The 21,315-nt window shown below is 71.1% G+C and carries 17 protein-coding genes and 2 pseudogenes; 8 read left to right on the plus strand and 11 right to left on the minus strand.

What is annotated here, in order from left to right; all coding sequences use genetic code 11:
- Window positions 1–210 precede the first annotated feature (210 nt).
- On the minus strand, window positions 211–1,965 hold the full coding sequence (locus E6P78_RS13455; RefSeq protein WP_136203806.1) for a ricin-type beta-trefoil lectin domain protein: 1,755 nt from the start codon (window positions 1,963–1,965) through the stop codon (window positions 211–213).
- A gap of 403 nt (window positions 1,966–2,368) precedes the next feature.
- Between E6P78_RS13455 and E6P78_RS13460 the strand changes: the two genes are divergently transcribed.
- Complete coding sequence (locus tag E6P78_RS13460) at window positions 2,369–2,572, plus strand: cold-shock protein (protein WP_018552900.1); 204 nt, start codon at window positions 2,369–2,371, stop codon at window positions 2,570–2,572.
- 75 nt (window positions 2,573–2,647) lie between these two features.
- Here E6P78_RS13460 and E6P78_RS13465 read toward each other — a convergent pair whose 3' ends face one another.
- Window positions 2,648–3,271, minus strand: a complete 624-nt coding sequence (locus E6P78_RS13465) for a hypothetical protein (protein ID WP_136203807.1) — start codon at window positions 3,269–3,271, stop codon at window positions 2,648–2,650.
- 160 nt (window positions 3,272–3,431) lie between these two features.
- Entirely contained in the window at window positions 3,432–4,244 is an 813-nt protein-coding gene (locus E6P78_RS13470; RefSeq protein WP_136203808.1) for a methyltransferase domain-containing protein, read from the minus strand.
- 364 nt (window positions 4,245–4,608) lie between these two features.
- Between E6P78_RS13470 and E6P78_RS13475 the strand changes: the two genes are divergently transcribed.
- Complete coding sequence (locus tag E6P78_RS13475) at window positions 4,609–8,010, plus strand: CARDB domain-containing protein (RefSeq protein WP_136203809.1); 3,402 nt, start codon at window positions 4,609–4,611, stop codon at window positions 8,008–8,010.
- 62 nt (window positions 8,011–8,072) lie between these two features.
- Window positions 8,073–8,400 (plus strand): annotated as a pseudogene (locus E6P78_RS13480) (hypothetical protein); the annotation flags it as partial.
- Between the two features lie 55 nt (window positions 8,401–8,455).
- Here the strand turns inward: E6P78_RS13480 and E6P78_RS13485 are convergent.
- A complete protein-coding gene (locus E6P78_RS13485; RefSeq protein WP_136203810.1) occupies window positions 8,456–10,141 on the minus strand; it encodes a discoidin domain-containing protein in 1,686 nt (561 codons plus the stop codon).
- A gap of 692 nt (window positions 10,142–10,833) precedes the next feature.
- Here E6P78_RS13485 and E6P78_RS13495 point away from each other — a divergent pair.
- Window positions 10,834–11,577 carry an NAD(P)H-binding protein gene (locus tag E6P78_RS13495; RefSeq protein WP_136203811.1) on the plus strand — a complete coding sequence of 248 codons (744 nt, stop codon included), beginning with the start codon at window positions 10,834–10,836 and terminating at the stop codon, window positions 11,575–11,577.
- An 87-nt stretch (window positions 11,578–11,664) separates the two neighbouring features.
- Here E6P78_RS13495 and E6P78_RS13500 read toward each other — a convergent pair.
- Window positions 11,665–12,150 (minus strand): annotated as a pseudogene (locus E6P78_RS13500) (GH25 family lysozyme); the annotation flags it as partial.
- Between the two features lie 70 nt (window positions 12,151–12,220).
- Here E6P78_RS13500 and E6P78_RS13505 point away from each other — a divergent pair.
- On the plus strand, window positions 12,221–12,754 hold the full coding sequence (locus E6P78_RS13505) for an Lrp/AsnC family transcriptional regulator (RefSeq protein ID WP_240799190.1): 534 nt from the start codon (window positions 12,221–12,223) through the stop codon (window positions 12,752–12,754).
- A gap of 28 nt (window positions 12,755–12,782) precedes the next feature.
- Here the strand turns inward: E6P78_RS13505 and E6P78_RS13510 are convergent, their stop codons facing one another.
- Genes E6P78_RS13510 through E6P78_RS13520 form a run of 3 tightly spaced genes read right to left on the minus strand, consistent with a single transcriptional unit; the run spans window position 12,783 to window position 16,247 of the window.
- Entirely contained in the window at window positions 12,783–13,553 is a 771-nt protein-coding gene (locus tag E6P78_RS13510) for a phosphatase PAP2 family protein (RefSeq protein ID WP_136203812.1), read from the minus strand.
- Window positions 13,554–14,507 carry a YihY/virulence factor BrkB family protein gene (locus tag E6P78_RS13515; protein WP_136203813.1) on the minus strand — a complete coding sequence of 318 codons (954 nt, stop codon included), beginning with the start codon at window positions 14,505–14,507 and terminating at the stop codon, window positions 13,554–13,556.
- Window positions 14,508–16,247 (minus strand): diacylglycerol kinase family protein, encoded by a 1,740-nt coding sequence (locus E6P78_RS13520; protein ID WP_136203814.1) that lies wholly within the window; start codon window positions 16,245–16,247, stop codon window positions 14,508–14,510.
- A 230-nt stretch (window positions 16,248–16,477) separates the two neighbouring features.
- Between E6P78_RS13520 and E6P78_RS13525 the strand changes: the two genes are divergently transcribed.
- The 3 genes from E6P78_RS13525 to E6P78_RS13535 all read left to right on the plus strand — a co-directional run bounded on the left by E6P78_RS13525 (window position 16,478) and on the right by E6P78_RS13535 (window position 18,854).
- Window positions 16,478–16,858: a VOC family protein gene (locus tag E6P78_RS13525; protein WP_136203815.1), complete on the plus strand. Its 381-nt coding sequence runs from the start codon at window positions 16,478–16,480 to the stop codon at window positions 16,856–16,858.
- Between the two features lie 70 nt (window positions 16,859–16,928).
- Window positions 16,929–17,360 carry an SRPBCC family protein gene (locus E6P78_RS13530; RefSeq protein ID WP_136203816.1) on the plus strand — a complete coding sequence of 144 codons (432 nt, stop codon included), beginning with the start codon at window positions 16,929–16,931 and terminating at the stop codon, window positions 17,358–17,360.
- Window positions 17,361–17,600: 240 nt separating this feature from the next.
- Window positions 17,601–18,854 carry an amidohydrolase gene (locus tag E6P78_RS13535; protein WP_136203817.1) on the plus strand — a complete coding sequence of 418 codons (1,254 nt, stop codon included), beginning with the start codon at window positions 17,601–17,603 and terminating at the stop codon, window positions 18,852–18,854.
- Window positions 18,855–18,868: 14 nt separating this feature from the next.
- On the opposite strand, the gene E6P78_RS13540 is transcribed toward E6P78_RS13535, so the two are convergent.
- Genes E6P78_RS13540 through E6P78_RS13550 form a run of 3 tightly spaced genes read right to left on the minus strand, consistent with a single transcriptional unit; the run spans window position 18,869 to window position 21,308 of the window.
- The gene (locus E6P78_RS13540) at window positions 18,869–19,357 is read right to left on the minus strand and encodes a flavin reductase family protein (RefSeq protein WP_240799192.1); all 489 of its coding nucleotides are present in this window, start codon (window positions 19,355–19,357) and stop codon (window positions 18,869–18,871) included.
- 50 nt (window positions 19,358–19,407) lie between these two features.
- A complete protein-coding gene (locus tag E6P78_RS13545) occupies window positions 19,408–20,841 on the minus strand; it encodes an MFS transporter (RefSeq protein ID WP_136203818.1) in 1,434 nt (477 codons plus the stop codon).
- A complete protein-coding gene (locus E6P78_RS13550; protein WP_136203819.1) occupies window positions 20,838–21,308 on the minus strand; it encodes a MarR family transcriptional regulator in 471 nt (156 codons plus the stop codon). Before E6P78_RS13550 ends, E6P78_RS13545 begins: the two co-directional genes overlap by 4 nt.
- Window positions 21,309–21,315 lie beyond the last annotated feature (7 nt).

Genomic DNA, 21,315 nt, shown 5'->3' on the forward strand with positions numbered 1-21,315 from the left:
GCCCGCGCCCGACGCCCTCCGCCGCTCCCTCCCCGAACGCGACACGATCCCGTCGGTCGACGTCGACGCCCCGGTCGGCAAGGTGGGGCTCGGCGCGGACGACTGGTCGAGGCGCCACCACTCGCCGACGACATCCTCGCCGCCTGGTACGACGGATCGGTCACCCCGGGCGAGGCGGGCACCTCCGTGCTCGTCCGAGCCCCGTCCGCGCTACTCGGCCAGGGCCCAGATCTGGTTCTGCTGGTTGGGGCGGGAGTTGGCGCAGGTGTCGACGACCAGGGGGTTGCTGTCGGTGGTCAAGGACGCGTACGCGTCGAGACAACGCCCGGGCAGACCGGTGTTCTTCAGGAACCCGTTGCGCTCGTACGACCACTTCTGGGTGGAGCTGCCGTCGCAGGGGTTGAGTACGGCCCGGTAGCCGGTGTACGTGCTGTCGCTCCGGTGGACGGCGTCCAGGCACCGGCCCAGCGTGCGGATGGTGCCGTCACTGGGCTGTGTCCAGCGCTGGTTGGCTCCGGCGTTGCAGTGATAGAGGATGACCGGGTTGCCCGCCGCCGTGCCTGCGCCGCTGTCGTCGGCGCACTTGCCCCCTATGCCGGTGATCTGTCCGGTCGGCTGCTGACCGGTGCAGCCCGCGCCCGGGGTGACCCGGAAGACGGCCGTGCCGTGCGGGGGCAGGGTGGCTCCGATCGCGGACGTGGTCTCGGTGGCCCCGGTCCACAGGTTCTTGACCGATGCGGAGCAGGACGCGCCGCCGAGGAAGCCGACCGAGGACAGGGTGGCGCTCGCCGGGACGGCCGTGGTGCCGCGGTTGAGGAGCGCCACCGCACGGTCGCCGTTTGCCAGGGGCCGGGCGAGTACGTCGACGGTGCCGTCCCGGGAGACGACACCGGCCTGCCTGCCGAGCGGGTCCTGGTCGACGGCGATGATGTCGGTGTTGCCGAGGGTGGCGAGCGAGTCGGAGCTGAGCGAGGCGACGTCCGTGCTGAGGATGAGGGGCGAGGCCATCATCGCCCAGAGCGCGAACTGGGACCGGGACTCCTCGGCGGTCAGTCCGTCACCGGTGATGAGGAAGTCGGGGTCGTTCCAGCTGCCGGGGGCCGCGTAGCGCGACAGGAGCGAGTTGTAGCCGTACTGCGTCATGACTCCGGCGCCGTTGCTGTTCTTGTCCCATGCGGAGCCGCCGCCGTTGCGCATCTTGACGTCGTAGCCCTCGCGCCACAGTTGCCCGGTCTTCGAGGCCCCGTCGATGACGTCGTACCAGTCGGAGAGGTCGGAGGCGCCGATGGAGAAGTAGGCGGGTGACGACTCGGAGAACACCATGTCGCGTCCCGAGGCGTTGGCCTTCATCGCGGCGGCGAAGTCGCCGTAGGCGCCGATGTATCCGTGGGCGTCGGAGGCGGACGACGGCATGTTGCAGCCGTCGAGCTTGATGTAGTCCACACCCCAGGAGGCGAAGAGGTCCACGTCCTGTTGGAAGTGGCCCCAACTGCCCGGATAGCCGCCGCAGGTCGCCGTACCGATGTCGCTGTAGATGCCGAACCGGAGGCCCATCTCGTGGAGCCGGGTTCCGATGGACGCCATGCCGGCCGGGAACTTGGCGGGATCGGCGACGAGATTCCCGTCGGCGCCGCGTGCGGTGGTGGTCCAGCAGTCGTCGATGGTGACGGTGTCGTAGCCCTTGGCCGCCAGCCCGGTGTCCACCAGTGCCTGGGCCTGCTGAAGGATGAGCTGCTGGGTCGGCCCCTGGTCCCCGGTGTTCGGGTTGTTGGTGCTGCAGCCGTACCGGGCCCAGTTGTTGAAGCCCATCGGCGGTGTGAGGGCCAGGGCGTGGCCCTTCGGGCTGGTGGCCGTGGGGGACGCCTGTGCGGTGGGCGCGAGCAGGGCTCCCGAGACCGCGACGGCGGCGGCCACGGCTGTGAGGGCCGTACGCCATCCGCGGGACCGGTGTGTTCTCTCCGACATGAACGGCAACTCCTGTCGCTGAAAGTGAGCATGACAAGCGTGCTTTCTCAGTGCAGTGCATGAGCCCGATGATGTCAATAGATGTTTAAATGGCTTGCTGTGCAAGCAACTTCACGCATGAAGGGTGTTCGGTGCGGTAGTGCGTGTCCGAGGCCGCCCGGCGGCTCACCGGTCGGCGGCCCTGGAGGGGCGCGCCCCCATCAGCGCCTTCTCCGCGCCCCGGCGCGACGCGAACTTGTTGCTCTCTGGTGGAGAGCGGTTTCGCCATGTAGCGTCACTGCCGGAAGTCGTGGTTCGCCGAACCCGCCCGTGCTCCGGCGCGGGCGCCTTGCTGTGCAGGGTGGATCACGACGCCACTGGGACCGCGTGGTGCGGCTCCCGATATCGACTGAGAGGCACCGGCATGGCCAGCGGAACCGTCAAGTGGTTCAACGCCGAAAAGGGTTTCGGCTTCATCCAGCAGGACGGCGGCGGGCCGGACGTCTTCGCGCACTACTCGAACATCAACGCCACCGGCTTCCGTGAGCTCCAGGAGGGCCAGGCGGTGACCTTCGACATCACCCAGGGTCAGAAGGGTCCGCAGGCCGAGAACATCACGGCCGCCTGACGCCACAGCACAACCGTCCGGCCCCCTCGGAGCATGCTCCGAGGGGGCCGGACACGTAAAACGGCCTGAGCCGCTTCAGCCGGCCGCCGGGGCCTTCTCACGTACCGGCTGACCGGCGGTCTCCGCCGTCGTGGCCGGCTCGGACGCCGTGTACATGGCCGCCCCCTTCTGGATGCCCTTGGTGACGACACCCCGCTTGACCATGGTCTCCAGCGTGTTGCGCACCACCTGCACCGAGGTCCTGCGATCCGGGTGCGCCTCCTCCAGCTCCACGTGCACCTCGCGCGCCAACCGGGGCTCGCCCACAGGCATCAGCGCGCGGATCAGCTGGTGCAGGGGGGCTCCCGCCGTGGCGGCCGCCTTCTTGCCGGTTCCTCCGGCCGGTACGGCCGGCACCTTCGCGCGCTTGGCACGGCGAGGTTTCGGGACCGCTTTGACGGCGGGGACCACCTCGCTCACCGGTGCCGCGCCGGCTTGCGGGGCGGGGCGCGGCCGAGAGGGCACGGTCGTACCGGACAGCGTGGTCTGAACGCCCGTCAGCCAGCTCTCGTCCTTCCTCCGCCGCTCCAGGCGTGCCCGCAGTTCCGCGATCTGCGCGGTGAGATCCTCCTGCTCCGACCGGTTGGCGGCGAGATCAGCGGCCAACCGCTCGGCATACACCTTCTGTACGCTCCGCGACGCGCTGTCTGCGTTCTTCACGATGGTTCACGCTCCTTGGGCTGGGGGGTTTGCCGCCGGTGTGCGGGCATCGGCCCGTACCCGCGGCATGTGTCCATTCACCACGAGGCGCGACGCGTCGGGCGGAGTTTGCGGTCAAGGTCCAGCCGAAGGGATGAACGCCCCGCCCTCCCCGCGGGCGTTACGGGCTCTGCGGGCGGCGCCCCCACGCGGAGATCATCGGAGCGGTGGCGAGGTCGAGGTGCCCCGTCGCGACGTTCGCCAGATGGCGTTCGATCTCCTCGTCGGTGGCCAGCCCCGCCTCCACCAGGCGGCCGCGGATCTGCCGGACCGTCGCCGCCTCCAGGACCGCACACGCCGGTGAGGTGATCGGGAAGTACGCGTCGGCCCGGATGTCCTCCAGGCCGGCCTCCCGCAACAGCCTCGGCAGGGTCCGTCCGTACGAGAGGTCCGCCCCGCGCCCCGCCATCAAGGACCGGAAACCGGACCGCAGACGGTTGGCGAGCCGCTGCTCCGGGCCGGACTCGTCCGGACACAGCAGCGGCTGCAGCCCCGGGTCGGCGTCCTCCAGCAGCAGTCGGCCACCGGGCCGCAGCGCCCCCACCATCCGGCGCAGCGCCTCGGCGCGGTCCGTGACGTGCACCAGGACCAGCCGGGCGTGGACGAGGTCGAAGCCACCGCCCGGCGGAGGGTCGGCCGCCACGTCGTGCGCCAGCACCTCGATGACGCCGCCGACGACGTCCTGGGTCCAGGACACGTCGATGTCGGTGGCGACCACCGCTCCGGTCGGGCCGACCCGCTCGGCCAGTCCCAGAGGAACGGACGGCCCACCGGCACCGACCTCCCAGCACCGCATGCCGACGCCGATCCCGAGCTCGTCGACATGCCGGAACGTCACTGGGTCGAAGAGCTTGCTCAGGGCGCCGAAGCGGATACCCGCCTCTGTCTGCCGGTTGTCGAGCAGGTAGCCGTGCTCCGGGTCGTTCTCAGTCATGGGGCGAGTCTGGCAGAAGCGGGCGCCCCGCCCCGCGTGTGCGCGGTGGGTTCCCGGTCCGGGCCGGCGGGTTCGAGCCGACAACAGCCCCCAGTGCGCGCACCGTTGACAAAAACATCACCTGCTAGAAACCTGTCACCGCAGCACCGCAAAATATTGACCGGATCACTCAAAATTCTAGGCAATGAGCGTGAGTTTCCGGCAGGCGCAGTGGTTCCGCTCCTGCCGGCGTCCCCGATCGTCCCCCTCGGTGTACCGGAGGCCCGCGCCCGGCCCACTTCCGCACGGCGCCCGACGCGTCGTACGGAAGGTGACGCCTGCCCGTGCCCGCCCGGTCCCGCGGCCCACGGAACAAGAGGACACCATGAGATGGAAGCAACACGGATGGCGGTTCGTCACAGGCGCGGTGACAGCCGCGCTGATGACCGTCGGGCTCGTGCCGGTGGCCGCCTCGGCGGCGACCGTACAGAATCCCGACCTGGCACTCGGTAAACAGGTCACGACCAGCGGGGCACACGACGCCTACCCGGCGTCCAACGTCACCGACGGCAGTCAGCAGACGTACTGGGAAAGCTCCGGCGCACTTCCGCAGTGGGTCCGGATCGACCTCGGCGGCCGGTTCGACGTCGACCAGGTGGTGCTGAAGCTGCCGGCCACGTGGGAGGCCAGGAGCCAGACCCTCGCCGTCCAGGGCAGTACGGACGGGAGCAGCTTCAGCACCCTGTCCGCTTCGGCCGCACGGACGTTCAGTCCGGCGGCGGGCAACACCGTCACCATCGACTTCGCCGCGAAGCAGGCACGGTACGTCCGCGTGCAGGTGACCGCCAACAGCGGCTGGAACGCCGCTCAGCTCTCCCAGGTCGAGGTCCACGGCGAGGACACCGGCGACGATTCCGGCCCGTCTCCGGCTGTCGGCTCCAACCTGGCGCTGAACAAGCCCATCGAGGCGTCGTCGTCCGTACAGAGTTTCGCGGCGGCCAACGCCAACGATGACAAGGTCGGCACGTACTGGGAGTCGAACGGATACCCCTCGACCCTGACGGTGAAGCTCGGCGCGGACGCCGACGTCGAGGCCGTCGTCGTCAAGCTCTCCCCGGACCAGGCCTGGGCTGCCCGCACACAGAGCATCCAGGTGCTCGGACGGTCCCAGTCCGCCACCGGATTCACCTCACTGAAGGACAGGGCCGACTACGCGTTCAGCCCCTCGGGCAACGCGAACACGGTGACGATCCCGGTCAGCGGGCGGTACGCGGACGTACGGCTCACGTTCTTCTCCAACACCGGCGCTCCCGGCGCCCAGGTCGCCGAGATACAGGTGGTCGGTACCGCCGCGCCCAACCCGGACCTGACCGTCACCGAACTGACGTGGTCTCCCGCCTCGCCGTCCGAGACGGACGACGTCACGGTGAACGCAACCGTGCGCAACGTGGGTACGGCGGCCTCCGCCGCGACGACGCTGGATGTCAGCCTGGAGGGCGTGGTCGCCGGCAGCGCACCGGTGAGCGGCCTCGCCGCCGGAGCCTCGGCCACCGTGCAGGTCGACGTGGGCAAGCGGCCGATGGGTGCGTACAGCCTCTCCGCGGTCGTCGACCCGGCCGACACGGTCATCGAGCAGGACAACAGCAACAACAGCCGCACCGCGGCGTCGAAGCTCGTGGTCGCTCAGAGCCCGGGCCCGGACCTGGAGGTGCTCGGCATCACCTCCAGCCCGTCGAACCCCGCGGTGGGGGCCGCCGTCACCTTCACGGTCTCCGTGCACAACCGCGGGACCACGGCCGTGAGCTCCCCGACGGTCACCCGCCTCGTCGTGGAAGGCACCACGCTGAACGGCACGACCGGGGCGATTCCCGCCGGTGGCACGGTCTCCGTTCCCCTCAACGGCAGCTGGACCGCGAAGAGCGGCGGCGCCGCCCTGACCGCCACGGCGGACGCGACCGATGTCGTCGCCGAGACCAACGAGAACAACAACGTCTTCTCCCGTACCATCGTGGTCGGCCGCGGGGCCGCGGTCCCGTACAGCGAGTACGAGGTGGAAGCGGGCGACTACCGGGGCACGTTGCTGAAGTCCGACCAGAAGCGCACCTTCGGGCACACCAATTTCGCCACCGAGTCCTCGGGCCGCCAGTCCGTGCGGCTGGACTCCACCGGCCAGTACGTCGAGGTCACCTCGACGGTCCCGTCGAACTCGATCGTCGTACGCAACTCCATCCCCGACGCCCCCGGTGGCGGCGGCATGGAGGCCACGATCAGCCTGTACGTCAACGACACGTTCGTCCGGAAGCTGACCCTCTCCTCCAAGCACAGCTGGCTCTACGGTGACACGGACAGCCCGGAGGGCCTGACCAACCAGCCGCAGGCGGACGCCCGCAGGCTGTTCGACGAGTCCAACGCACTGCTCGGCCAGACCTATCCGGCCGGCACGAAGTTCCGCCTCCAGCGCGACGCGGGCGACTCGGCCTCCTTCTACGTCATCGACCTCATCGACCTGGAGCAGGTGGCACCCCCCACCGCGCAGCCGGCCGGATGCACCTCGATCACCGCCTACGGAGCGGTTCCGAACGACGGGATCGACGACACGGACGCCATCCAGCGTGCGGTGACGGCCAACCAGAACGGCGACATCGGCTGCGTGTGGATTCCGCCGGGGCAGTGGCGCCAGGAGCAGAAGATCCTCACCGACGACCCGCTCAACCGCGGACAGTACAACCAGGTCGGCATCACGGACGTCACGATCCGTGGCGCCGGCATGTGGCACTCCCAGCTCTACACGCTCACCCAGCCCCAGGACGCGGGCGGTATCAACCACCCGCACGAGGGGAACTTCGGCTTCGACATCGACGACAACACCAAGATCTCGGACATCGCGATCTTCGGCTCCGGCACCATCCGCGGCGGCGACGGCAACGCCGAGGGCGGAGTGGGTCTGAACGGCCGCTTCGGCAAGAACACCAAGATCACCAACGTGTGGCTGGAGCACGCGAACGTGGGCGTGTGGGTCGGACGCGACTACGACAACATCCCGGACCTCTGGGGGCCCGCCGACGGCGTCGAGTTCACGGGTATGCGGATTCGCAACACGTATGCGGACGGCATCAACTTCGCCAACGGCACCCGCAATTCGACGGTGTTCAATTCCTCGCTCAGGTACACCGGTGACGACTCCCTCGCCGTGTGGTCGAGCAAGTACGTGAAGAACCCCTCGGTGGACGTCGGCCACGACAACCACTTCCGTAACAACACCATCCAGCTGCCCTGGAGGGCCAACGGGATCGCGGTCTACGGCGGTTACGGCAACACGATCGAGAACAACATCATCTCCGACACGATGAACTACCCGGGGATCATGCTGGCGACCGACCACGACCCGCTGCCCTTCTCCGGGCAGACGCTGATCGCCAACAACGCGCTCTACCGCACGGGCGGGGCGTTCTGGGGCGAGGCCCAGGAGTTCGGGGCGATCACCCTGTTCGCGGCCGGACAGGACATCCCGGGCGTCACGATCCGCGACACCGACATCCATGACTCGACCTATGACGGGATTCAGTTCAAGTCGGGCGGCGGCGCGGTGCCCGGGGCCCAGATCTCGAACGTCCGCATCGACAACTCCGTCAACGGCTCCGGAATCCTCGCTCATGGAGGGGCCAGGGGCAGTGCGACCCTGACCGATGTGACCATCACCGGCTCGGCCGACGGTGACGTGGTGGTCGAACCCGGTTCACAGTTCGTCATCAACGGCCAGGCCGGGAAGGCGGCCGCCAGCAGGTAGTGCCCGCAGGTAGTGCGCGCAGGTAGTGCAGGGCCCGGCCGGCGTTCCCTCGAGGCGCGCCGGCCGGGAAGGAGGCCGAGTGACTGCCCCGGCTCGCGCCGCACCTGCCCCTGCCCATTCCGGTGCCGGTCGGGGCGGGCGAGCCGGACTTCGGGTATCCGTGGCCGTGGGCGGTGTCCCGGCCTGCGACCTGACCATCGCGTTCACCCTATGTCTTCCCGCAGCCGGGCGGCCTTCCGAGCCGCGCTCGGCCCGGACGACGTCCCCTGGACCCGGGGCCGCGGATGGGCCCTGGCCACCGGCCTGAACGCCTGTACCTCCTGCGCGGCCGTCAACCCGCAAGTGGCTGCGCAGACCACCCGCCAGATCACCGAGGCCCTCATCGGCTGAGCAGCCGATGAGGGCCTCGGTGAAGCGTCTACGCGCCCGGCTTTCCGGCCGCCTCTCAGCCGGCGTGGACCGCGAATCCGGAGAGCTGGGCAGCGGGCCACCCGCTGTTCGCGGTGAAGGTCAGCCGTACGAACCGGGGGGTGGCCGTCGCCGGGAGGGTGAGGGTGACGGAGTTGCCGGTGGCCGGGTCGAACCTACGGTCCGCTGCGGCGAGCAGCTGGGCGAAGCCGCCACCGTCGGCGCTGCCCTGCACCGAGACGGTCTGGGTCCGGGCACTCCAGGCGCTGGAGGGCGGCAGGGTGAGAACGATCCGCCGCACGGCCGTCGCGGCTCCCAGATCCACCTGAATCCACTGCGGGAAGGCGTTGTTCGCCGACTCCCAGTAGCTGTCCGCATTGCCGTCCACCGCGTTGCTGGAGCCGTACACCTGGGTGTGGCTGCTCTCCGCGGTCGGACGCCGCAGGGCCAGGTCGGTGTCACCGCCGGAGCCCGTGGTCGTCGGCGGGGTGGGGCGGACCGGGGTGAGGGCGATCAGGCCCTTGAGCATGCGTCCGCCGTCACCGGTCAGGCGGAGGTAGTAGTCGGACGAGCAGGCGGTGCCGTCCTCGTCCAGGGCCAGGAAACCCGACCCTGTGGGTGTCCAGGCCTGGGACTCCGCGGTCTTGGCGATCTGGTTGCCCTCGTTGTACTCGTCGAACATCGATATGTAGATGCCCTGCACCCCGGCCCGGCACATGTTGTAGAACTGGCGCCACATGAAATCGCCGTGCGCGCGCTGACGGGCGGACACGTCACCGGGCAGCACGCACGGCTGGTAGTCGATGCCGTGCGCGGCGCAGTCCGCCTGATCGCCGACCGTGTAGGTGGTGTAGGCGTTGTCGGCGTCCGCGGAGTTGCCGATGGCGCCGATCATCCAGGGCGAGATCATGTCGAAGGCGTGGTACACGTCCGCATAGCCGGCGCGGCTGCCCGCACCGCCGGTGCGCCACTCGCGGGGCACTCCTCCGATGACGTAACAGCCCTGCTCCGTGAACCAGTTGATGACGTCCAGGCACGCTTCGGGGGAGAACGGGTGGTTGGCGTCGTTGAAGCCGAAGCCCCAGACGCACACCACCGGCCGGCCGTTCTGGGTGGCGTACTGAGGTGAGGACGTGTGCGCCTTCATCTTGTCCGTCCAGTCGGCCTTGATCTCCGACCGCATACCGGTCCAGCCGGTGACGTCGTACATCACGTAGAACTTCACGCCCTGCGACTCCGCCGCGGACCGCACCTTCGCGGCCATCGCGTCGCGGGTCGGACCCTCGCCGCCGGTCGGGTTGAAGCGCTGGAGCGCAGCGGTGTCGATGCCGTACTGCCGCATCCACCGGAAGTGGGTGTCGACGGTCTGCTGGTCGTAGGAGGAGAAGAGCGTCGCCGGCTGACCGTTGCCGAGGTTGTCGTAAGCGGTGCGGTAGTCGTGCGTGTACTCCCGCATGTCGGGCCAGCACTTGATGCCGGTGTTCGAGGGGGACGGCGACCGGCTCCAGTCCTGGGTCCAGTGCCACCAGCCGTTGATCGGCGCTCCGTCACCGCCACAGGCGAACCAGCCCTGGTAGCCGACGGTGACCTTGCCCACCACATCTCCCGGCGGACTGCCGGCCGCCGCCGCGGGCCCGGCGAGGGCGGTCTGTACGCCCCCGACCGTCGCGATGGCGCCGGTCGAGAGGGCGGCTTGCAGAAGCTTGCGGCGCGTCAAACCCATCTGGGTGCTCCTCCGGCTAGGTCAACTCCCGCCGTAGCCAGCCTGCTTGGGCAGTCGGCAGGTCGGGACTCGATGCCGGGGATCGTAACGACGCGGGAGAGTGCGCGCAATAGACTGCTCCAACTCTGAAATTAGCTACCTGTGTATTGCAAAAGAGTGTGACGGTGGCTGAGTGGCGTACTCGGGGCGGGCGAAGGCCGCGACGCGGAGCCCACCGACTCGCCGGGTCGACCCCGACGGACCACCGGCAGACAGGCCGTTCCCACGACCGGGGCGCCCCCGCAACCGCGGCTGCTCAGCCGCTCGTGTCACTGGCCGAGTTGAGCCACGCGCCGATCCTCGGCAGCGCCTCGGGCCCGCTGATCTCCTCCAGGGAGCCGACGAGACCCGCTATGGAACCGGCCCCGCAGTGATGCCCGCCAGGCGGCGTCGGCGGCGGCCACGGGGCGGGCGATGGGGCACGGCTTCGCGCACTTCTCGGGTGGCGTCCCGAAGGGGCCCCGCCGACGGATCTCGGCGCAGACGAAGGCCGAGCCGGCGCCGTCCGCGGCCTGCGCCACGTCCAGGACCGTGATCCGTCGACGGCCTGCGCCACGTCCGGGCCGTGATCGGTCCGGGTAAAATCGGGGGCAACGGATATCCGAGTTTTCGGTGACGGGGTGGCCGTACTCGGCTCACGGAAGGGCTCGACCATGAAGATCACGGTCATCGGCGGTACCGGTCTGATCGGTTCCCAGCTCGTGTCCAGGCTTCGCGAGGCCGGCCACGCAGTGGTGCCCGCATCCCTGTCGACCGGAGTCGACCTGCTCACCGGGGCAGGGCTCGACAAGGTGCTCGAAGGCGCGGAGACGGTCGTCAACGTGACGAACTCGCCCACGTTCGATGCCGCGTCCCCAGACTTCTTCCGCACGAGCATGGGGCACCTGCTGACGGCGGGCGAGCAGGCCGGCGTGCAGCACCAGGTCATTCTCTCGATCGTCGGCGTCGACCGGGTCCCCCAGCTGGACTACTACCGGGCGAAGACGCTCCAGGAGGAACTCCTGCGCAACGGACCCACCGCGTACTCGATCGTGCGTGCCACGCAGTTCTTCGAGTTCATGGACGCGGTCCTGTCGTGGACCTCCGACGAGGAGACCGTGCGCCTCCCCGCCACGCGCCTCCAGCCCATCGCGACGGCCGACGTGGTCGCCGCCCTCGCCGACGTCGCCACCGCCCCGCCGCTCAACGGCACGGCCGATGTCGCCGGCCCCGACGTCTTCCCCCTCGACGAGCTCGGGCGTCTCACGCTCGCCGCCCGCCAGGACCGGCGCACCGTCGTCACCGACAACGAGGCGGGCATGTTCGCCGCCGTCGACGGTGACGTCCTCGTCGCGGGCCCCGGCGCACGCCTCGCCTCCACCTCGTACAGGCAGTGGCTCGCCGCCGGTCCCCGCTGAGAGGGGAAGGGCGGCCACGCGGTGCGGGCCCCGAGCCCCGGCACCGCGTGGCCGCCGTCCGTTCCCGGGAGACGGCTCAGTCGTGCGTCACGGCGTGTTGTTGGCCAGCGCCAGCAGCCGGCCGGCGTCACCGCTGAACCGGTCGCGGTCCACGGCCCCCGAAATGCCGCTCACCGAAACGGAGTCGGTGTACTGCCAGAAGGTCCAGTACGGGAAGCCCTTCGGGGTGGTGGGGCTCGCCGCACTCGTCCAGTGCGCGGCGAACAGCGGGCTGCGCGCGGACATGCCGCTCCAGCCGCCCGTGCAGGAGTTCCACCAGCTCGCGCTGGTGTAGATGACGACGTCGCGCCCCGTCTTGGCCTTGTACGTGTTGTAGAAGTCCAGAATCCACGACTGCATCGCCGAGGCCGACTTGCCGTAGCAGCCGCCTTCGAGGTCGAGCATGCCGGGAAGCGTCAGGCTGTCCCGCGACCAGGCCCGGCCGTGCCCGGCGAAGTACGTGGCCTGCGCCGCGCCGCTGGACAGGTTGGGGCGGGCGAAGTGGTAAGCGCCCCGGATCACCGAAGGCCCGGCGCCCCTGGCCTCACTGGGCCGCCTGCCGCACATCACCCACATCGACGCACACCGGCTCCTGCGCCCCGTCATGGACCGCCGGTGGATCGGCCGCACCCTGGCGCTCACCGACGAACAGATCGCCGCGCTGACGCCGGCCGCCACCGAGGAAGCCCAGCCGGTGGAGCTCACCGACCTCGACCGTCGGCTGCTGCCCGCCCTCGCCGCGGACGGCCGCGCCGCCTACCCGGATCTTGCCCGGCAGGTCGGCTGGTCGGAATCCGCCGTCCGCCGCAGGCTGCACGAACTGCGCCGCTCCGGCGTCCTCCAGCTCGACGTCGAAATCGTCTCGGGGCTGTTCGGCTTCTTCGTGCAGTGCATGCTCTGGCTGACCGTCGCACCCGGCCGCCTCGGCGGCGTCGCCCGGGCACTGGCCGACGACGCCGAAGCGGCCTTCGTCGGCACCACGACGGGCCCCCACAACCTGGTCGCCATCGCCGTCTGCCGGGACACCGCCGCTCTCGACACCTACCTCACCGAACGCATCGGCCTGCTCGACGGCGTCGACCGCCTGGAGTCCGCGCTCATCACGTCCTACGTCAAACGCGCCGCCCCGGAGCCCTGAGAGGCGGCCCGGCGCGCCCGCCGGCCGGTCAGCGTTCCGGCGCGGCCTGCGTCAGCTCGGGCTCCAGTCCCTCGGCCACGTCGCTGCGGCCGCGCCCCGAGTCGGCGCGCCAGGCCTCGAACGCCCAGCCGGTCGACGCCACCACGGCGAGCCCGAGCAGCCAGCCCCCGACCACATCACTGAACCAGTGCACACCGAGCGCGACCCGGGTGAAGCCCACACCCAGCACCGAGAGCACCGCCACCCCCCAGCACAGCGCCCGGCCGCGACGGGGCACCAGCGGGAGCAGGACGAGCAGCAGCACGGCGAACGACGTCGTGGCGGTCATCGCGTGCCCCGACGGGAACGAGAAGCCGGGCGCCCGCGCCACCGGGTCCGCCAAGGACGGCCTGGCCCGCTCGACCACCGTCTTGACCAGCAACCCGGTCAGGCCGCCGGCCACCGCCGTCACCGCACTCCAGGCCGCCAGCCGCCAGGCCCGCCGGTACAGCAGCCACCCCGTCAGCAGCGCGACCGCGCAGCGCAGCGTCAGCGGGTCCCAGACCCGGTCCGACAGGAAGCGCAGCGCGCTCGTCCAGGCCGGATGGTCCAGCGCGGTGCGGTGCAGATGCCCCGCCGCACCCGAGTCCACCGCGCGCAGCGGCCGCCAGTGCCCCTCGACGAGGACCAGCACCAGAGCGAACGGCACCGCGGACAGTGCGGCGACGGCGGCGGCGCCCAGCAGGCGAACGCCGAACGCGCGGTCCGCCGCCCGGCGCCGCCGCTCACGCAGCAGCCGTGTGGTGGCTCGTACAACCATTCATGCTCCCGGGTCGTCGTGGACGGGACCGGGCCGGCGGGCGCGGGCAGCCTCCAGCTGCGCCGCGAAGGACAGCCCGAGGAAGAGGGCTATGGAGGTCAGATAGGCCCACAGCAGGAGCGACATGAAGGCGCTCAACGGGCCGTAGACCGTGTCGAAGGAGCCGCTGAGGGAGAGGTAGAGGCTGAGCAGCCAGGTCAGCGCGGTCCACAGCACCAGATAGAGGGCCGCCCCGAACGCCAGCCACGTGTAACCGGGCTGCTTGCGGCGCGGGGAGCGGCGGAAGATCGCGCTCGCCGAGAGAAGCGCGAGCAGCAGCCCGCACGGCCAGCGCAGGAGGTCCCAGGTGGTCCTGGCCGTGTCACCGAGACCGTAGACCGTCGCGGCGGCCGTGACGAGGTCGCCGCCCACCACCATCAGGATGAACCCGAGCCCCAGCGGGATGCCGGCGGTCAGGGACATCACCAGGCCCCGGAAGTACTTCAGGTGGAACGGCCGGTCGCGCTCGATCCCGTAGATGCGGTTCGCCCCGCGCTCGATCTGGCACATCGCCGTCGTGACGTTGACCAGCGAGAAGAGCAGGCCGAACCAGAGGGTGAGCTGCGCCCCCTCCCCGGCGCGCCGGCGGCTTCGGTCGAGCGCGTCTTCCACCACTTCGGCGCTCGGACCGGCGGTGATGCGATGGATCGTCAGCTCCGCGAGCCTGCCCACGTTCTCGGTGTGCAGCGAAGCCGAGAGGCCGACGAACGCGATGACCAGCGGGATGACGGCCAGCACCGTCTGGAGCGCGAGGGCTCGTGAATGGCTGAAGCCGTCGGCGTACCGGAAGCGTACGAACGAGTCGCGCACCAGCGGCCAGCGTCCGTAGCGGCGCAGTGAGGCCAGCGCCTCGTCCGCGGTGAGTTCGTCGCCCGCCATGTCGCGGGTCTGCGGAACCCGGGTCGCGGTGCCCATTCACTCACCGCCCGACGGCAGGAGCACGGTCAGGGCCCCGGGCCGCACCTCGGCGACGAGCCGGCGCCCCGTGTCCACCGGGTCGCCGTCGATCTCCCGCGACTGCCGCGACCCGAAGCGGAGTTCGGCGCGGCGGAAGGTGAAGTACTCCACGGGCGTTCCCGTGCCGTCACTCCGGGAAGAAGAGGGGCGGAGCGGTTTCGTGCGTCCGCGCAGCACCGCCCCGACGGCACGCAGCCAGCCCCCCGGCCCGTGCGGGTCGAACACGGCCAGGTCGAGCAGCCCGTCGTCGGGCCGGGCGGACGGGACGAGCGTGGCCCCGCCCTGCACATCGCCGATGTTCGCGAGGAGCACCATGCGTGCCGTACGGCGCAGGACCGGCCCGCCGTCCAGCCGGATCGACACCGACATGCGCGGCGCCCGCAGGCTGCTGACCCCGGCCACCACGTACGCGGGCCAGCCGATCGCGGCCTTCGCCGCACTGCCGGTGTTCTCCAGCATCGCGGCGTCCAGACCCGCACCGGACATCGCGGTGAAGTGGGTGGCCGGGAGCGAGTCGCCCCCGATCCGCCCGAGGTCGATCCGGTGCTCGGAGCCCGACAGCGCGGCGGCCAGCGCCTCGGCCGGTCCGGCCAGCAGCCCGAGATTGCGGGCCAGCAGATTACCGGTGCCACAGGGCACCACGGCCAGCGCAGTCCCCGTACCGGCCAGCCGGTCGGCCACGGCCCGGACCGTGCCGTCACCGCCGCACACCACCACCAGCGACGCGCCTTCGCGCACCGCCGCTGCCGCCTGACCGCCGCCCGGATCATCGGCGGTCGTGGAGACGAACCGTGGCGCGTGACGGCCGTGTTGCTCCAGGACGAGCCGCAACGTCTCGCGCTGCTCGTCCTCGGTCACGGTCGGGTTGACGATGACGACCGTGTGGCCCGAGACCCGCTCCGCCCGCTCGGCCGCCGCCTCCAGCGCCACCTCCATGGCGTTCTCCGGCACCGGTGCGGGACTCGTGCCCTCGGCCAGCAGCGCCCGGCCCGCCACCAGCAGGGACAGCGCCCCGTTCAGCAGGCCGCCGAGTACGTCGGTGGGATGGTGCATCCCCCGGTAGAGCCTGGCCACCGCCACGAGCAGCGGCAGGAGCAGCAGCAGGGCGACGACGGCCTTCCGCAGGCGGCTTCGCCCGCCGGGCAGCAGGGCCAGTACGGCGAGGCCCGCGTAGAGAGCGGTCGCGGCGCCCGTGTGACCGGAGGTGTAACTCGCCGTCGGCGGCGAGGCGTCGAGGCGGTCCACATCCGGCCGGTCACGGTCCACGGACACGCTGATGATCAGGAACACCAGGGACTGGAGGGCGACGGCGACGGCGAGGAAGACGGCCTGCCGCCACCTCGGCAGCCGGGGGAGCACGACCAGGCCCAGACAGGCCAGTACGGTGATGACGACCACCGTCACGGTGTTGCCGGCCTCGGACGCGACGAACGACGCATCGGTCAGCGCGCCCGTCCGCACCTTCTCCAGCCCCTCGTTGATCCCGTCCTCGACGCTCAGCGGCCATATCCCGCGAGCGGGCCCGGCGACCAGGAGCCCGAAACCCACCATCAGCGCCGTCTGGCCGACGGCCAGCGCACCGAGGCGCGCGGCGGCCGCGCAGAAGCCGCTCGTCAGAGCGGGCGAACGGCCGGGCTCGGGGACGGTACAGGGCTCCGCCGTCGGGCGGAGGGGTCTTTCCGGCTGGGTGGCAGGCATGAGGCTCCCCGTGGTCGGCGCCGCGCCGCGGCACTGGCGGCGCGGGAGGGTTCGGCCCTCCCGGTGAACCGCCGTCTGCCCCGTAATCCGGCCGCCAGGCATGCCCGCGCACCCACCGGCTCACGGCCGGAGCGTCGCTCCGACCAGCGCCGCCCGGGTGTGTCCCCGGGCGGCGAGGGTACGCGGAACGAGGTCCGGAGGAACAAGTACCCGCGAACAGGAGGTTGGTCATGGCGGTGCCGAAAACGGGCCTGTTGGTGCTGGACTGCGCCGAGCCCAAGGAACTGGCGGACTTCTACGCCGCGTTGCTCGGCGCGGAGGTCCGCGTCGGACACGAGCCCGACATCGTCGAGGTGGTGGGGGGCGCCGGGGTACACCTCGCCATCCGCAGGGACCACGGGTACGCCCCGCCGAGCTGGCCGAGGCCCGACGACTCCCAACAGGCCCACCTGCGCATCCTGGTGGCGCGCGAGGACATCGACGAGGCGGAGCGCGAGGCGGTCGGTCTCGGCGCGCGTCCCCTGGACACGAAGAACAACGGCGGTGTCCGTGACGCCCGGCTCTACTCCGACCCCGCCGGCCACCCCTTCACGCTGGCCACACCGGCGTAACGACACACCGGGCACCCGCCTCCCCTCCGCGAACCCCCCACCCCCGCACCCCTACCAAGAAGGAGCTTTCATGTCCTCCTCGATCGTCGAGACCGTCGATATCAAGGCCCCGGTCGCCGTCAGCTGGGCCCTGTGGAGCGATGTCGCGCGCTGGCCCACCTTCCTGAGCCACGTCCAGCGGGTCGACCCCCTGGACGCGCGCCGGTTCGGGTGGCAGCTCTCCCTGCCCGGCGCCGACAAGAGCTTCGTCGCCGAACTCACCGAGGTGATTCCGGAGGACCGGATCGCCTGGAAGACCGTGGAGGGCGTCCACCACGCCGGGGTCGTCACCTTCCACCGGCTGGACGACGAGTCGAGCCGGGTGGCCCTCCAGATCGAATACGACCCCCAGGGCTTCGTGGAGTACCTGGGCGCACTCACCAACCTGGACTCGGTCCTGGCCAACTACGACCTCGGCGAGTTCCAGAAGCTGGCCGAGCGGACCGCCCGGGGCGACTTCTGACGGCCCGTCCTGACGGCCGGAAGGCGAGGCGCTGAACCGCGCCGACCTGCTGAGCACCCCCGGAGAGATCCCGAAGACCAGCTACGACGGCTACCCGGTGGCCGAGTCCGCCCGCTACCCGCGAGACGCGCAGGAGCGGACCGTTCTCGGACGCCCGGCGCCGGCCCCCCCGGTGTCGCCGTCCGTCCCGTACGGGCGGAGGATACGGTGCGGGAAACGGCACGTAGAAGGGCATGGGGCATGGTCGAGACGGTGACTGCGGGACTGGCGGACCTCCGGGAGGATCTCGCCGACTTCTACCGGGATCTGCACCGGCATCCGGAACTGTCGCGCCAGGAGACCCGCACCGCGGCCCTGCTGGCCCGGCGGCTGAGGGACGCGGGGTTGGACGAGGTCGCCGAGCAGGTCGGTGGCACCGGCGTGGTGGGCGTTCTGCGCAACGGGGACGGCCCGGTGGTCATGCTCCGCGCGGATTTCGACGCGCTCCCGGTCGAGGAGAAGACGGGCCTGCCCTACGCCAGCACGGTCCGCGCCACGGACGGCGAGGGGCACGAGGTGCCGGTGATGCACGCCTGCGGGCACGACATGCACGCCGTCTGCCTGACGGGCGCAGCCACCCTGCTCGCCCGCTCCCGCGACCAGTGGAAGGGCACCCTGCTGGTGGTGTTCCAGCCGGCCGAGGAACTGGTCGCCGGCGCCCGCGACATGGTCGAGGACGGGCTGTTCGAGCGCTTCCCGAAACCCGGCATCGTACTCGGCCAGCACGTGGGCCCCCTGCCCGCGGGATTCATCGGCTACGGCTCCGGCCCGCTGATGGCGGCCGCCGACTCCCTGCACGTCACCCTCCACGGCAGGGGCGGCCACGGCTCCCGGCCGGAGGCGACGGTCGACCCCGTACTGATGGCGGCCAACGTGGTCACCCGGCTCCAGGGCATCGTCGCCCGCGAGGTGCCACCGGCCGAGTCCGCTGTGGTGACGGTGGGGCGGCTGCAGGCCGGTACGAAGGACAACATCATCCCCGACACCGCCGAACTGGGCATCAACATCCGCGCGTTCACCCCGGCCGTGCGCGACCTGGTCCGCGGCGCGATCGAACGTGTCGTGACCGCCGAGGCCCAGGCCACAGGCGCGGTGCGGCCGCCGGAACTCACCTGGTTCGGCTCCGCACCGGCCCTCGTCAGCGACCCGGAAGCCACCGGCACGACAGTGGCGGCGTTCTCCGCGTACTTCGGCGCGCAGCGGATGCTGCCGATGCCCCAGGTGAGCGCGAGCGAGGACGTCGGCGTGTTCGGCGACACGCTCGGCGTGCCGACCGTGTTCTGGTTCTGGGGCGGACTGGAGGCGGAGCCGACGATGGCCGCACTCGCACAAGGACGCGTGGACGACCTGCCGGGCAACCACTCCCCGCACTTCGCCCCGGTCATCGAGCCCACGCTGAGCACGGGTGTGGAGGCCCTGGTCGTCGCCGCGCTGGCCTGGCTGGACGACGCCTGACGGCAGGCGCGCGGTCAGTCCACCGGATGACCCGGCCGAATGCCGAGCCCGTCGGACAGGGACAGGAACCGGAAGCCCTTGTCCGCCGGGCGCCGCACCTCTTCCGGGGCGAGCAGGAAACCGACGTGGTCTCCTCCGTCGACACGGTTCTCGACGCGGCCGACGAACCACGCGGGCGCCTCGTCCAGTACCGGCGCCCCGCCCGGCCCGGGGTGCCAGGGGATGTGCGCGAACTTGTCGGTACGGTCACCGGTCTCACCGCCGAAGAGCTGGGCCAGGTCGTCCTGGTCCCGGCGGAGCAGATGGACGGCGAGCCGGTCGGCACGGGCCGCGACCCGGTACGTCCGGTTCAGCTTCGACAGCCACACCAGGAACCGGGCCGGCCGCATCGAGCACTGCGAACCGAAGCCGACCAGGCAGCCCGCCCGCTCACCGGCCGCCTCGGCGGTCACGACGTACATCGGATAGTCGAGGGCGTCGGTGAACGGGTCCAGGTCGGTCACGGCTGGTGGCTCCTGTCCGAGGTCTGATGCACGGGAGGCGGGCGGCCCCGTCACCGGCCGGTGCGCCGAGGGTCCGGCTCTGCGGAGCCGACGGCCCGCAGGGACCGGTCGGCGACGGTCACCGCCAGGAACAGCACGCTGACGGCGAGCATGAACCAGGCGAGGTGGTGCAGACCCACCGTATCGATGTGGTGGCCGAAGAACGCGGCATTGGCCGCGGAGGCGATGATCGCGCCGAGGTAGCCGAAGGTGCGCAGGAGCCCCGCCGAGGAACCCATGCGTTCGGGGTCGGCCTGATGGTAGACGGAGTTCTGCAGGGCGAGGCTGTTCAACCCCTGGGGCACCCCGAGCACGACCACGACGGCCAGCAGCATCCATACCGGGCTGTCGGCATGCAGCAGGAACAGCAGCGCACAGGCGCCGATCTGTCCCGCCGCACCCGCCAGCAGCTTGCCGCGCACGGCCTGACGTCGGCCGGTGAGGGTGGACACGAGGATCGCGACGCTGAACAGGGGCAGCTGCACCAGACCGGCCTGCGAAGCGGTCAGCCCGCGCCCCTCCTCCGTCCACTGGGTGTACCCGTACAGGAAGGCGTACGTGACGACGTAACACAGCAGCGCCCTGCCGTAGGTGGCGACCAGCGGCAGGTTGCTGCCGAGTACGCGTACGTCGATGAACGGCTGCCGGGCGCGCAGCTCGCGCCAGGTGAAGCCGGTGCCCGCGGTGACCGCCAGGACGGGCAGGTACCGGGTGCCGGCGCCGGGGTCCATCAGGAACAGCAGGAGACAGACGAGGGCCGAGGCGAACAGGCCCATCCCCGGCAGGTCCAGGTCGCTCACCGGGTGGTGGCCGTCGTCGCGGCGCTGGGCGGGCGTGGCGGGGAGGCGGCGCGCCCCGAGATACAGGCCGGCCACCGCGAGCGGGATGTTCACGGCCAGGATCGCGCGCCAGCCGCCGACACCGATCAGCAGGCCACCGAGGCTGGGCCCGATGACGGCGATGGTCTGGGTGGTGACGGCGAGGGCGGTGAGCACACCGGCCGGGCTCTCCATTCCGGTGCGCCGGGCCTCGCTGCGGATGAGGTACATCGCGGCCGGATAGCCGGAGCAGGTGCCGAGGCCGAGGAGCACGCGGGCGGCGATGAGCACGCCCAGGTTGGGCGCGCACATGCCGACGACGCCCGCGACACCGGTCAGCGCGGTCCCGGCCAGGAACAGGCGGCGGGGGCCGAAGAGGTCGATCAGCCGCCCCACCACGGGCTGCCCTATGGCGGTGGCCAGATAGAGGGCGGAGATGAGCCAGGCCGTCCGCGAGGGCGGTGCGCCGAAGGCGGCGCCGATCGGCACCAGCGAGACGGAGATGATGGACGAGTTGACGGGGTTGAGCACCGAGCCCAGCATCATCGGGGCCAGCAGCCGCCGGTCGAAGCCGGCCGCCGGTCTCTTCGCCCCGCCGGGGAGCAGGCGCCGCAGTACCCCGGTCATGCCCGGACGATCCGTTCCAGCAGGGCCGTCGCGGCGAGGAGCGTATGCCGTTCCTCCTCCGTGCACTCGTCTTCCAGGGCACGTGTGAGCCAGCCCTCGCCGGCGCGGCGGCGGTCCTCCAGGAAGGCGTGGCCCTGCCCGGTGACGAAGATCAGCTGCCGCCGGCCGTCCCCGGGGTCGGGGCGGCGGGCGACGAGACCGCGCTCGGCCAGCACGGCGACGGTGGCGGCCACCGATTGGTGCCGGACGCGCTCTGCGGTCGCGAGATCGCTCACCGACGCCTCGCCGTCCTTGTCCAGCCGGCTCAGCACGGAGGTCTGGGTCGGGGTGAGGTCGCCGGGGTCGTACGTCTCGCGCATCCGGCGCCTCAGCCGGCTGAACACCACGCGCACCTCGCGGGCCGCGCGCGCCGCCGACTCCGAGACTCCGTCGGCGGTGTTCCGAGCGGTGCGGGCGGCCTCGTCCATATCCTCA

It is taken from the genome of Streptomyces sp. A0958 (assembly GCF_004795035.1).
Taxonomy (GTDB): Bacteria; Actinomycetota; Actinomycetes; order Streptomycetales; family Streptomycetaceae; genus Streptomyces.